Annotated in this window: 10 protein-coding genes; 6 read left to right on the top strand and 4 right to left on the bottom strand. The window is 45.0% G+C overall.

Translation table 11 applies throughout. The features are described from left to right. Window positions 1-7: 7 nt before the first annotated feature. Together ybaK and KNQ07_RS06605 are read right to left on the bottom strand one after the other, a co-directional pair. Entirely contained in the window at window positions 8-475 is a 468-nt protein-coding gene (ybaK, locus tag KNQ07_RS06610) for a Cys-tRNA(Pro) deacylase (RefSeq protein ID WP_214765600.1), read from the bottom strand. Then, the gene (locus tag KNQ07_RS06605; RefSeq protein ID WP_214765597.1) at window positions 435-1,817 is read right to left on the bottom strand and encodes an MATE family efflux transporter; all 1,383 of its coding nucleotides are present in this window, start codon (window positions 1,815-1,817) and stop codon (window positions 435-437) included. The genes ybaK and KNQ07_RS06605 overlap by 41 nt, the downstream gene beginning before the upstream one ends. Before the next feature lie 197 nt (window positions 1,818-2,014). Between KNQ07_RS06605 and KNQ07_RS06600 the strand changes: the two genes are divergently transcribed. Beyond that, window positions 2,015-2,788, top strand: coding sequence for an enoyl-CoA hydratase/isomerase family protein (locus KNQ07_RS06600; protein ID WP_214765594.1), 774 nt, complete (start codon window positions 2,015-2,017; stop codon window positions 2,786-2,788). A gap of 59 nt (window positions 2,789-2,847) precedes the next feature. Here the strand turns inward: KNQ07_RS06600 and KNQ07_RS06595 are convergent, their stop codons facing one another. Together KNQ07_RS06595 and KNQ07_RS06590 are read right to left on the bottom strand one after the other, a co-directional pair. Further along, window positions 2,848-3,999: a cation:proton antiporter gene (locus KNQ07_RS06595; RefSeq protein ID WP_214765591.1), complete on the bottom strand. Its 1,152-nt coding sequence runs from the start codon at window positions 3,997-3,999 to the stop codon at window positions 2,848-2,850. 116 nt (window positions 4,000-4,115) lie between these two features. Beyond that, window positions 4,116-5,903, bottom strand: coding sequence for a glycoside hydrolase family 13 protein (locus KNQ07_RS06590; RefSeq protein ID WP_214765589.1), 1,788 nt, complete (start codon window positions 5,901-5,903; stop codon window positions 4,116-4,118). A gap of 458 nt (window positions 5,904-6,361) precedes the next feature. Here KNQ07_RS06590 and KNQ07_RS06585 point away from each other — a divergent pair, with 458 nt between their 5' ends. The 5 genes from KNQ07_RS06585 (at window position 6,362) to KNQ07_RS06565 (ending at window position 12,538) form a co-directional block, all read left to right on the top strand. Then, on the top strand, window positions 6,362-7,621 hold the full coding sequence (locus tag KNQ07_RS06585) for an extracellular solute-binding protein (protein WP_261966309.1): 1,260 nt from the start codon (window positions 6,362-6,364) through the stop codon (window positions 7,619-7,621). 115 nt (window positions 7,622-7,736) lie between these two features. Further along, complete coding sequence (locus KNQ07_RS06580; protein WP_214765583.1) at window positions 7,737-9,089, top strand: carbohydrate ABC transporter permease; 1,353 nt, start codon at window positions 7,737-7,739, stop codon at window positions 9,087-9,089. Then, complete coding sequence (locus tag KNQ07_RS06575) at window positions 9,089-9,922, top strand: sugar ABC transporter permease (RefSeq protein WP_012369657.1); 834 nt, start codon at window positions 9,089-9,091, stop codon at window positions 9,920-9,922. Before KNQ07_RS06580 ends, KNQ07_RS06575 begins: the two co-directional genes overlap by 1 nt. 23 nt (window positions 9,923-9,945) lie before the next feature. Continuing rightward, window positions 9,946-11,475 carry an alpha-amylase family glycosyl hydrolase gene (locus KNQ07_RS06570; RefSeq protein ID WP_214765581.1) on the top strand — a complete coding sequence of 510 codons (1,530 nt, stop codon included), beginning with the start codon at window positions 9,946-9,948 and terminating at the stop codon, window positions 11,473-11,475. Between the two features lie 34 nt (window positions 11,476-11,509). Continuing rightward, window positions 11,510-12,538, top strand: a complete 1,029-nt coding sequence (locus KNQ07_RS06565) for a LacI family DNA-binding transcriptional regulator (RefSeq protein ID WP_214765579.1) — start codon at window positions 11,510-11,512, stop codon at window positions 12,536-12,538. Window positions 12,539-12,780 lie beyond the last annotated feature (242 nt).

Raw genomic sequence — 12,780 nt, 5'->3', positions numbered from 1 at the left:
ATAGATATCAGCGGTTCATGAAGACAATCCCGTTCGTGAAGCGGAGAAAATCATCAGGAGCGAGTTTGACCTGCAGACCGCGTTTGCCAGCCGAAATGATGATGAATTCTTGATTCAGAGCCGAATCCGATAAAAGGACCGGGAAAGGTTTTTTCGCACCAATCGGGGCGACACCTCCTCGGATGTACCCCGTCAGTTGCTTTAAATCTTTCATTGGCACCAAATGTGTTTTCTTGGCAGACACCGCCCGGGCGACTGCTTTTAAACTGACTTCCTCTTCGCCGGAAATGACAGCAAACACATATTGATGGGCGTCTGTTTCTAAAACTAATGTTTTAAAAATAGACGAAAGCGGGTAATTAATCTTTCTAGCGACATTTTGAGCGGATAAATCCTGTTCATCAACAGGATAGGAAAGCAAGTCGAACGGGATGTCAGACTGCTTTAGAAGTCTCGCGACGTTCGTTGTGGTCATGTTGTTCTCCTTTGACGACAGCATATTGAGCCCACTTCCGACTGTTCCAACGTTTTAAGGCAAAGATACCGCGGAACCACTCGTCGGCAGAGAAGGCAATCCAGATACCGAGTAAACCGAGTCCATATTGCAAGCCGAGTGTATAACTGAGCACAACAGCGATTCCCCACATCGAGAGAATACCGATTGCGACAGGGAAACGGACGTCCCCGGCTGATTTTAGTGTTCCCATCAGAACGATATTCATGGCACGGCCCGGTTCAAGAATGACACTCGCCCATAACAACGGAATACCGATGGCGATGATTTCCGGACTTGATGTGAACATAGACAGAATGGATGTTCCGACAGATGCCAGTGCAACAGCAGAGGCAAAACTGGCAAAAACAGCGATTTTCAGCGTTTTTACAGCACGTGCATGTGCTGCTTCGAATTGCTGAGCCCCGACTTGGCGGGCGACTAATAATTGTGTCCCTTGTGCGATGGCTAATGTGAATAAGAAACAAAGCATTGTGATGTTTGAGACATAAACGCGTGCAGAGAGAGCAGACTCTCCGATGGTTGCGATGAAACCGGTAATGATCAGTTGAGAAAACTGATACGATACACCTTCTCCGGCAGAAGGGATTCCGATGTTCATGATACTTTTAATATCGCGTCGATTGATTTGTACCAAATCTTTTAACTTAAATCGTAAAGAAAGTTTCCGGTAAACAACGAAAAAGAGTAAAGCGACGGCGACAGACCGGGCAATGACGATCGACCAAGCGACTCCGGCGACTCCAAGGACAGGAATACCGAATAATCCGAGGACGGCAATGACATTACCAAAGGCACTGACGAAGTTCATCAGTAACGTGACGTACATAGCATTTTTTGTAAAACCGTGACTGCGTAAGATGGCACCGAGTGTAAGAGAGATGGCTTCCAAGAATAAGAAGAGACCAACAATCTTTAAGAACGTTTCGCCATATACGAGTGTTTCTCCTTCTAAAGAGAAGAATCCGAGTAATTGTTTTCCGAACAAGGCAACAAGAACGGAAATGATTAAACCGATATATAAATTGATGGAAAAAGCAGATCGTGCGGTCTGGCGGGCATCCTGAACTCGTTTCGCCCCTAAATATTGACCAATGATGATGGTTGCTCCAACGGATGTGATGTTAAACAGGATGATGAAAATGTTCAGCACCTGATTGGAAACACCGACAGCGGCAGCTGCACTGTCAGAATAATAACTGAGAATCAATGTAGCGATGATCCCGAGGCTCATATGAAGCGCGATTTCAATGAATAGCGGCCATGTAATTTGGAATAATGATTGTTGTTTAACTGTTTTCATAAATTTAATTCCCCTTTAAGTCCTTAAAACGTATTGTCTTTCTGTATCTTTTGGAAACTATACGCCTTCGATTTTCATAATGAAAGAGCAAAAGGTGAGCTTTCATAAAAAAAGAGAGTATTTAAAAGGATTTTCATAAAACATCACGAATACATCATAATGAATGGATGTTCATTTTTGAAAGGGAGGGGAATGGAATGAAAACTGAAATCACTTATGCTGTTGAAGAGCAGGTTGCGACCATCACGTTATCACGTCCGGAACGGCTGAATGCGCTCACATCAACACTTTTAACCGAACTAGCGGAGTCGATCGAAGAGGCGAATCAAGATGATACTATTCGGGTCATCGTTTTGACGGGGGCCGGGCGCGGATTTTGTGCGGGCCAGGATTTAAAAACCGTACGACCCGGTATGGACCACGGGGACTACTTAAAACAATATTACCATCCTGTCATTCGGGCATTGGCAACGACGAAAAAGCCGACCATCGCTGCCATTAATGGAGTGGCTGCAGGGGCGGGACTCTCTCTTACATTAGCCTGTGATTTCCGGATCGTACGCGATGATGCGAAATTATCACTTGGCTTCATCAATATCGGACTGGTTCCGGATGCCGGTGCTCCGTACTTCTTACCCCGGTTGATCGGGTCAGCTAAAGCACTCGAGCTTGCCTTATTAGGTGAAACAATTACCGCGCAACAAGCCTACGACTATCATTTAGTGACAAAAAGTGTGGACGCCGGACAGTACGAACAGGAAGTAGCTTCTTTTGCTAAACTTCTTGCCAGCCGACCGACGAAAGTCATCGGATATATCAAACAGTTGCAATCAGCAAGTTCCGAATCGACACTCGAGGATATGCTGGCTCAGGAAATTATTTATCAATCCCGTGCCGGAAAGACAGAAGATCACCAGCAAGCGGTTCAAGCATTTCTAGAAAAAAAAGCGCCCGTTTTCAGCGGTCGCTGATGACAGAGTGAACGACTAATAGGACTTTCCGGAAATCTGCCGGAAGGTCCTATTATGATTCACTTGATTTTTTGTTTGATCTTTTGAGCAGTCGCATGAGTACGATCCGTCAGGCCGGTTGAGATTCGAAATAGCATGATTCCAAGAAAAGCGGAAACAAAAATATACAATCCGGTCAATGTGACAAAAGCTCCGCTCGCAAGCGTGATGAATAAAATAGAGAATTCTCCGCGTGGTCCTAAACAGAATCCGGACTCAATCGCATGGTAGTTGGAAAGACCAAACGCTCGTCCCCCTAAAAAACCGACCAGGAATTTAGAAAGAAGTCCCCAAACGACGAGGGCAACGAAAAACCAATCCAAGGGGAGCCCTTCCGTCAATTCAAACGACATGCCGAACGAGATGAAAAACAAGGGTAAAAGTAAATCTTGGAAAGGCGTTACCAGTCTTTTTAAATAACGTGTCTCTTTAATTTCCGTTAATAAAATCCCGACGATAAACGCACCCAGGACTTCGGATAAACCAAACATGATCCCGATTCCTGAAAAAGTCAAAATTAAGCCGATGATTCCGATGCCGGCATCCGGGTGACGGTAAAGAGAATCGACGACTCTCGATTTTTGACGGATGAAGACCGTTAAAAAAATCAGAGCACTGAATAAGAAAATAAATCCAAGAAAAATCGTTCCGACTTTTACGAAGGTGAACTCTTGTGTTCCGAGAACAAAGGGGGCACTTGTTAATAAGAGAGGCGCCGCTAAATCTTCGAAGATAAGTAACGAGAGAACAAACCGATTCACGTCTTTGTGTTTATCCGGTTCGCGGTCGAGCAGGCGGGCCGAAATCGACGAACTTGTTGCATACAGAACACAGCCAATTAAAAATGCCTCGGGTACCGAAAATCCGAAGGTCAAAGTCAAGAGGAAGGTGCCGCCAAACGATAACAGAAGATCAATCAGTCCCGCTTTCCAGATGTTGCGAAACTGGATTAATAAATCAGCGACCGAAAACTTCAGACCGAGCAGGAAAAACAAGACGATGATGCCTGCTTCTCCGCCGAGTTTTAATTCTTCCGGCAAATCATAATAAAGACCAAGTATGATTCCGATCAGGATAAAGGCAAGAATGCTCGGGAGGTGAAACCGTTCGCTGAAATAACTGACGACGAACAAGCCGATCAGAATCAATCCCGCATAAAGAAATATTTCCATGAGAGAGTTTTCCCTCCTTTCTTTTTCCTTTACCCTAAATCAAACACCTTAACGGGTTTGTCACAGAAATGAAAAAAGACAGACTTTTGCTGAGGGGCAAAAAGTCTGTCTGAAAATCAAATCACTTGAATGATAGTTCCTGTATACGGAGCGAGCGTCACTTCTAATGAAGGAAGTGGTGTGTTCGAAAAGAGATCCATTCCTTGGCCGGACTGAGGAGCAGGGATTGTCGCCTGATGATTCGAGTTATTGAAATAGACGTAATACGTCCCATCCTGACTCATACGACGCATGACGATGGTATTGGTTTCATCGTCGGCATGGACGAATGAAATCTGTCCGTGATTGGCAAGTGTCCTGTGCTGCTTTCGTAACTGAAGCAGATGTTTCGTGTACATCAACAGATTCAAATCCTGCTCTTCCGGATTCCACGGCATACATTTCCGGCAACCCGGATCCTGATCACCGTCGAGTCCGATTTCATCTCCGTAATAGATAACCGGACTTCCGGAGAAGGTCAGCATGGATAACAGCAGCAGACGCATCTTGTTTTTGTCGTTTCCGGCACGGGTCAAGGCACGCGGCGTATCGTGTGAACCGATTAAGTTAAACGATACTTCGTTGACGTTGACCGTGTTTGAGAATAAGACATGCGACATGTCATTGGCATAGGTGGAAGCAGATGTCTTATCGAGTGCAAAGAAATTAAGTGCAGCATTCGTGAACGGATAGTTCATAACGGCATCAAATTGGTCACCGAGCAACCATTCCTGTGAATCGTGCCAAATTTCACCGAGAATATACGTCTCCGGATCCGCTTCCTTGACGACAGAACGGAAGTCACGCCAGAAGGCATGATCGACTTCGTTGGCAACATCAAGCCGCCAGCCGTCGATCCCGAATTCTTCGACCCAGTAACGGGCGACATGAAGTAAGTATGCTTTTACTTCCGGATTTTCCGTATTGAACTTCGGCATTTCCGGAACAAACGCAAACGTGTCATAGTTCGGCATCGGCTCGGTTACGAGAGGGAAGTTCCGGAGGTGGAACCAATCCCGGTAAGAAGAATTGCTGCCGTGTTCCCGAATGTCGGCGAATGCTTTATGGTGGAAACCGGCATGATTAAAGACGGCATCCAGCATGATGCGAATTCCATTTGCATGCAGTAAATCAACCATTTCCTTAAACTTTTCTTTAGTTCCGAACTGCGGATCAATTTCCAAATAATCAATCGTGTCGTATTTATGATTGGACTTGGCTTCGAAAATTGGACAGAAGTAAATGCCTGTGATGCCGAGATCCACTAAGTAATCGATTTTATCAATGACGCCTTGAAAATCACCGCCGAACAGATTTGTCGTTGTAGGTGCCGTACTATTCCATGGAAGGGTACCGGCCGGATCATTCGTCGAATCTCCGTTGGCAAAGCGGTCGGGGAAGATTTGATACCATACTGTATCCTTCACCCAGTCCGGAGCATGGAACACATCCACTTTGTTTAAAAAAGGAACACAGAAGTAGTATCCGGTATCATCTAGCGGCTTTTCATCAAACCAGCCACGTTCGGTAAAGACTTGACTCGAATGTCCGTCGTGAAGCCGGAATCCGTAACGAAGTCGGCGGAAAGGAGGAACGACATCGATGAACCAATAATCGAATAACTCATCTGACCCGCTCCGTTTCATAGGGGTTTCGAAAGTATTCCAATAGTTTGATTTGGACGGATCAAAGTTCCAATCGGCATCATCCGGGTTTTCGGTATGCCAGTCGTACGGATCTCCCCAAATAAGATCAACATGATCGACGTCATTTTTTTTCGTCTGCAGTCGAACATGAATGGTTTTGTCATCATACTTATAGACGAACGGTGACATCGCGCGGTGGAAAACAGCTTCTTTCAGCATTTTGGTCACTCCCTATGTGCAATCGCTTGCATTCTAATATAATTGTCCTCGACCTAAGAATAGTGAAGCGCTTTCTTAAAGTCAATTGGAATTCCAGAAAAAAACAAGAGGAGACAGGGAATCCTCCTATATTAGCGCAATCGATTGCACTTAGTTGTGCAAATCAGATAAATGTAAACGTTTTCTTTTTAAAATCATTTAACTAATGCGCCCGAACGATTTTTAAGAATACTTTTCGAAAATCTTTTTTGAATGTAAGGAAATATTTAAAGAAAAGGACTTGTCAAAAGGATTTTAGATTGTATAATAAAAATGTAAAGGTGATGCAAACGTTTTCATAAAACGCTTACAACCGCTCGGTTGTTATCATGAGAAAATGGTTGTGCCTTTATGCAAACGTTGTGCATCAGAACTTATCATTCGTACGTTAACTTGGGGAGGAATTTTCGAACATGGAAATCAAAAAATTAGTAGCAGGTCTTTCAGTATCTGTCATGGCAATCGGTGCTCTTGCAGCATGTGGCGGCGGAACAGATTCAGGTTCTTCTGATACAAGTTCAGAAGGCGGTAAAAAACCAACGAAAATCGTTATCTGGGAAGATACAGAAAAAGCGGAAACAACTAAAGCCGCTGCTAAAGCATTTGAGGAAAAAGAAGGCGTCAAAGTTGAAGTCAAAGAAGTTAAAATGACAGATCAACAAAAGAAAGTCGCTCTTGACGGTCCTGCAGGAAAAGGTCCGGATATCATTCTTCTTCCACATGACCAAATCGGAACAGTTGTTGACCAAGGGTTGATTGCTGAACTCAAAGACGGTGAAAAAGCACTCGAACCTTTCATCGATACAGCTAAATCAGCTGTTACGTTCGACGGTAAAGTTTACGGTTATCCTAAAGCAGTTGAAACACCAATCCTTCTTTTCAACAAAGATGAGTTAAAAGAAGCACCGGCTTCAATGGATGATCTGTACAAAATCTCAACAGAGCAGAAAAAAGACGGTAAATACGGTTTCCTCGCACTATGGGATAACTTCTACTTCGCACACGGTCCAATCGGTGGATACGGTGGATACGTCTTTAAAGATAACGGTGGAAAACTTGATCCTGCTGACATCGGTCTCAACAACAAAGGTGCAGTTGAAGGAATGGATTACATCGGTAAATGGTATAAAGAGGGGCTCTTCCCGAAAGGTTTGATCGGCGGTGGCGGTGGTCAAGCAATGGACCAATTGTTCGGCGACAAGAAAGCAGTCGCAGTCATGAACGGACCATGGGCAGTCGCAAGCTATAAAGAAAAAGGGATTAACTTAGGTGCTTCAGCACTTCCGAAGCTTCCAAACGGTGAAGCAATCAAAACATTCGTAGGCGTGAAGACGTATGCTGTTTCAGCTTACTCGGAAAACCAAGAATGGGCAGAAAAATTCCTCAAATCGTTAACGGGTGAAGAAAACGCGAAAGCGATGTTTGAGAAATACAACGAGATCCCACCGGTCACTTCGCTTCAAGAAGATGCAACGATCAAAGACAACGAAGTGGCAGCAGCCGTCTTCGCACAGTCTAAAGACGGTGTACCAATGCCGAACATCGCTGAAATGGGTCAAGTTTGGGACCCAATGGCAGCAGCACTTCAACTTGTTGCAACAAACAAACAAGATGCACAAAAATCAGCTGATGACGCTGTGAAACAAATCAAGCAACAAATCGAAGCAAACAATCAATAATCAACTGAATGACTGACACAGAATTAAAGAAAGGGGGATCTTGGATTCCCCCTTATCTTTATGGTTGGAAGAGAAGCCTGAGGTCAGACATGACCTTTGGAAAGGAGAACAGACGATGGCGGCCATTGCGACACCACAACCCACGAAAACACCAAAGCCAAAAACGAATCACCGGACGATTGCAGCAGCGATATCGATCGTTCCAGGGATGGGACAACTGTACAACAAACAATTTTTAAAGGGTGCGACATTTTTTATCGTCGTCCTATCGTATTTTTTAGTTAACTTCGAACTGTTTTTTAAAGGTGCTGGGAACGGTCCCGGAGATCGCGGAGCGATCTGGGGATTGATTACACTCGGTGAGGTAGCAGGCGTAAGGGGGGATCACTCGATCTTCTTGATGGTCGAGGGAATCATTGCATTGATTCTGCTTGTGTTTGGTATCTCCATTTACGTTTGGAACTTTATCGATGCGTATCGAATCGGTAAGCTCCGTGACTTGGAATTAGAAGTTCCTTCTTTGAAAATGCAGTTGCGGAACTTCCGAGATAACGGATTCCCGTACGCGATGCTGATTCCATCGTTGGTTCTCCTTGTCTTTACGGTCGTCTTACCTTTGATTTTCACGTTTTTGATTGCCTTTACGAACTATAAGTTCAATAATTCGCCACCGGCGAAACTCGTCGACTGGATCGGGATTCAAAACTTCCTGAACATCTTTACGGTCGACATCTTCCGCGACACGTTCGTCAGCGTACTCGGATGGACACTCGTTTGGACGGTCGCTTCGACAACAGGTGTCATCGCAATCGGGATCGGTCTTGCGGTCTTGTTGAATCAAAAAGGGTTAAAAGGAAAACGGTTCTTCCGTTCAATTTTGATTTTATCTTGGGCTGTACCGGCATTTATCACAATCCTCATCTTCCGCTCCATGTTCAATGAGACGTTTGGTGTCTTTAATACGACACTGCTACCGGCGATCGGACTTGACAGCGGGCTCGAGTGGATGACAGATCCGACTTATACGAAGCTTGCTTTAATCGGTATTCAGTGGTGGCTCGGTTTCCCGTATATCATGACATTGACGACAGGGATTCTGCAGTCGATTCCAGAAGATTTGTATGAAGCGGCAACGATTGACGGTGCGACGTCAGGTGAAAAATTCCGCCTGATTACATTACCGATGATCTTGTTTGCAACAGCACCGATCTTGATTACGCAATATACGTTCAACTTCAATAACTTCAACATCATCTATCTCTTTAACAACGGGGGACCGGCTGTTCCGGGTCAATCGGCCGGTGGAACAGACATCCTGATCTCCTGGATTTACAAACTGTCACTTGGTTCGAATCCGCAGTACGGATTTGCTGCCGCGATTACGCTGGTGCTGTCGTTCTTCATCATGACGATTGCCGTCATTCAGTTTAAACGTTCAAAATCATTCAAAGATGAGGATATGATCTAATGAGAAAACAAAACCGAATCAATATGGCGTTGTCATACCTCATTTTGACGATCGCCTCGATAATTATCGTGTATCCGCTCCTTTGGGTTGTCGGCACATCGCTCAACCCGGGGAAAAGCATCACTTCGGACATCTTCCCGAGTAATCCGACATTGATCCATTACTTTGATTTATTTGATGCGACACAAACGGATTATGGCATGTGGTATCTGAATACGATCAAAATCGCTGTCATTACGATGGTCGTTTCCGTCGCACTGATTACGTTGACGGGTTACATCTTTTCACGTTACCGGTTCGTCGGACGTAAGAATTCACTGATCTTGTTCCTCGTCTTGCAGATGGTTCCGCAATTTGTTGCCATTATCGCAATTTACGTTCTGTTGAACATGTTGCAATTGTTTGATACGCATTTGGCATTGATTCTTCTGTATGCAGGGGGAGCGATTCCAATGAACACGTATCTTGCAAAAGGATATTTTGATACAATACCAAAAGAACTGGATGAAGCGGCGCGGATGGATGGGGCAGGACATCTTCGGATTTTCTGGCAGATCATTCTTCCACTTGCAAAACCAATGGTAGCGGTTATCGCTTTGTTCAACTTCATGGCACCGTTCAACGATTTCATCCTGGCGTCACTTGTTCTCCGCTCACCGGAGAAACAGACACTCGCTGTTGGACTGTACAACATGGTTTCAGAGCAATTCGATAATAACTTCACATTGTTTGCGGCAGGTGCCGTATTATCAGCAGTACCAATCGTTCTTCTGTTCTTCGCATTCCAGCGTTTCTTCGTATCTGGACTGACGGCAGGCGGAACGAAAGGTTAATCAATCAAGGGGGAATCAGCGGCATGAGACGAGGCGTGATGCTTCTCCTCTTGCCGCTTCTCTTGTCTATCGGAATATTTCCACAGACAAGCGAAGCTGCAGGATGGGAAAAGGAACGAATGTACTTCATCATGGTCGACCGGTTTGAAAACGGTGACAAAAGTAATGACTTAGAGGCAAATCCCGATGATCCAAAAGCGTTTCAAGGCGGGGACTTAGCAGGTGTCACAAAGCGTCTGGATTATATCAAGGATCAAGGATTTACATCAATCTGGCTGACACCGATTTTTAAGAACCGGCCAAACGGCTATCACGGATATTGGACGGATGATTATTATGAAATCGATCCGCATTTCGGAACAAAAGAAGAATTTAAAACGTTAGTCAAAGAGGCACACAAACGTGATATGAAAGTGGTGCTCGATTTAGTCGTCAATCACCTCGGACCGAACCATCCACTCGTAAAAGAAAAACCGGACTGGTTCCATAAAGAACAGACCATCATGAACTGGAACAATCAGGCGGAAGTCGAGAACAATTGGCTGTTTGATTTACCGGATTTCAATACGGAAAATAAAGAGGTCGTCAAGTATTTAGTTGACGTTGCGAACTACTGGGTGGATGAGACCGGAATCGACGGCTACCGACTCGATACGGTCCGTCATGTTCCGCCGGCTTTTTGGAAAACATTCATCCCGGCCGTCAAAAAAGAGCATCCGGATCTCTTTTTATTAGGCGAAGTATTTGACGGTGATCCGCGTAAGATTGCGATCTATTCGAAACTGGGATTTGACTCTGTGACGAACTTCCCGTTTTACTACGGAATCAAGGATCAGTTTGCCCGGAAAAATGGTTCGGCGGAAGAATTAGATTCGGTTTATAATCGAGATACTACGTTTAATCCGAAAGCGATGTCCTTAGCGAACTTTATTGATAATCATGATTTAAAACGCTTTATTACGGAAGCGAAAATCGGTGGAGCCGCGGATGAGGAACGACAATTGCGTTTAGCGTTATTCGCTTTATATGCAGCACCCGGCATGCCGATTGTCTACCAGGGAACAGAAGTCGCGATGCCCGGTGGAGAAGATCCGGGAAACCGAATGATGATGGAATTCGATAAAAACGATAAGATGCAGGAATATGTGCAGACATTAAACAAGATGCGCAAGAACTATCCTGCTTTTGAGACTGGGAAACAGCGGTTGGTGGCTAAAACGGACCATATGGCGGTCTTCGAACGAAAAGTCAAAGATCAGTCTGTCCTATATGCCATCAATTTAGGGGAAAAGAAAACGACATTGCGCGTGAAAGCATCAGAAATCGGTGACGATCAACGTCTGCGGGGGCTATTGTTCTCTGACGTCGTACGTCAAGACGGAGATGCCTATGAAGTAACGCTTGATGCGGGCAGTGCCAATGGATATGTCGTGGAACATTCGCAGGTCAACTGGATGTCGCTCGTTGCGATCGGCTCAATCGCTCCGATCCTTGCCTTAATCATTTTATTCGTCCATCGACGACGGATCAATCGGACAAAGGAAACACACTAAAATACATTTGTAGGGAAATGATGAGGTGAAAGGGATGCAAGTAACAATCAAGGATGTCGCAAGAGAAGCGAACGTTGCACCGTCTACGGTCTCACGTGTAATTGCCAACAGTCCGCGCATCAGTCAAAAAACAAAAGAACGTGTCCGTCAGGCGATGGAGGAACTCGGCTACTATCCGAACGTCCATGCCCGGAGTCTTGCCAATCGAACGACTCAGGCCATCGGTCTTGTCATGCCCAGTGCAGCAACAAAAACACTGCAAAATCCATTTTTCTCGGAAGTAATTCGCGGAATCAGCACAAAAGCACATCAAAACGGTTATTCGTTGTATATGACGACAGGGGTTTCGGAAGAAGAAGTCTACGAAGGTGTCGTCTCGATGGTTCAGGGTCGTCGGGTCGACGGTGTCGTGGTCTTGTATTCCCGGACAGATGATAAGGTCGTTCAGTTTTTACAGGATTCAAAGTTTCCGTTCGTCGTTGTCGGGAAACCATTCAGTGACTCCTCACATGTCACTTATGTCGATACCGACAACTATCTTGCGGGGCGCGAAGTCACGAAATATTTACATCAACTTGGACATGAGTGCATCGCGTTTGTCGGGGGATCCCAGGATTTAGCCGTCACTCAGGAACGGGTCGGTGGATACAAGACAGCTTTGATGGAGGAAGGTCTTCCGATCAACGAATCATATATCGTCAGTGCACCGTTCATGACGACCGGAGGAGCAGACGCCGTCAAACGATTGATGTCGCTTGAGCACCCGCCGACGGCTGTCGTCGTCAGTGATGATATGATGGCGCTTGGTGTCATGAGTACGTTAAATGAGATGGAAATTAGCGTACCCGATCAGATGGCTGTCGTCAGTTTCAACAATCTGTTCATCGCAGAATTTTCCAGTCCGCCGTTGACCTCCGTTGAAATTAACATCTTCGGTTTAGGATTTGAAGCAACAAACTGTCTAATCGAACAAATGAACGAAGAGGCGACACCTTATGGAAAACGTGTCATCGTTCCTCATTTTCTAGTTGTTCGTCAATCTTGCGGCGGCACGGCAAAATAAAATGAATGTTATTCAAGAAAACACCACTTGTCCGTTCGCGGCAAGTGGTATTTTCTTGTGCGGAAAAAGACAAGAAAGCTCTCCGTGATCCAAAAAGACAGGACGGATGGAAAAAGATTTTTATTTTCGTGCAAACGATTGCATTAACGATGATTATGTGTAGAATAAAGAATGTAGAGAAAATTAAAACGCTTACAAAAAGATGCCTAAGCATCGATGTGATTAAGAATAAGGGAGCGACT

Source organism: Exiguobacterium sp. s145, from assembly GCF_018618835.1.
GTDB classification, from domain to species: Bacteria; Bacillota; Bacilli; order Exiguobacteriales; family Exiguobacteriaceae; genus Exiguobacterium_A; species Exiguobacterium_A artemiae.
Note: the sequence above shows the minus strand (reverse complement) of the source record. Positions and strands in the feature narration are given on the sequence as shown.

Excerpts from the sequence above, each read along its gene's own strand:
- ybaK (WP_214765600.1), bottom strand. The coding sequence starts at position 475 with ATGACCACAACGAACGTCGCGAGACTTCTAAAGCAGTCTGACATCCCG.
- KNQ07_RS06605 (WP_214765597.1), bottom strand. The coding sequence starts at position 1,817 with ATGAAAACAGTTAAACAACAATCATTATTCCAAATTACATGGCCGCTA.
- KNQ07_RS06600 (WP_214765594.1), top strand. The coding sequence starts at position 2,015 with ATGAAAACTGAAATCACTTATGCTGTTGAAGAGCAGGTTGCGACCATC.
- KNQ07_RS06595 (WP_214765591.1), bottom strand. The coding sequence starts at position 3,999 with ATGGAAATATTTCTTTATGCGGGATTGATTCTGATCGGCTTGTTCGTC.
- KNQ07_RS06590 (WP_214765589.1), bottom strand. The coding sequence starts at position 5,903 with ATGCTGAAAGAAGCTGTTTTCCACCGCGCGATGTCACCGTTCGTCTAT.
- KNQ07_RS06580 (WP_214765583.1), top strand. The coding sequence starts at position 7,737 with ATGGCGGCCATTGCGACACCACAACCCACGAAAACACCAAAGCCAAAA.
- KNQ07_RS06575 (WP_012369657.1), top strand. The coding sequence starts at position 9,089 with ATGAGAAAACAAAACCGAATCAATATGGCGTTGTCATACCTCATTTTG.
- KNQ07_RS06570 (WP_214765581.1), top strand. The coding sequence starts at position 9,946 with ATGAGACGAGGCGTGATGCTTCTCCTCTTGCCGCTTCTCTTGTCTATC.
- KNQ07_RS06565 (WP_214765579.1), top strand. The coding sequence starts at position 11,510 with ATGCAAGTAACAATCAAGGATGTCGCAAGAGAAGCGAACGTTGCACCG.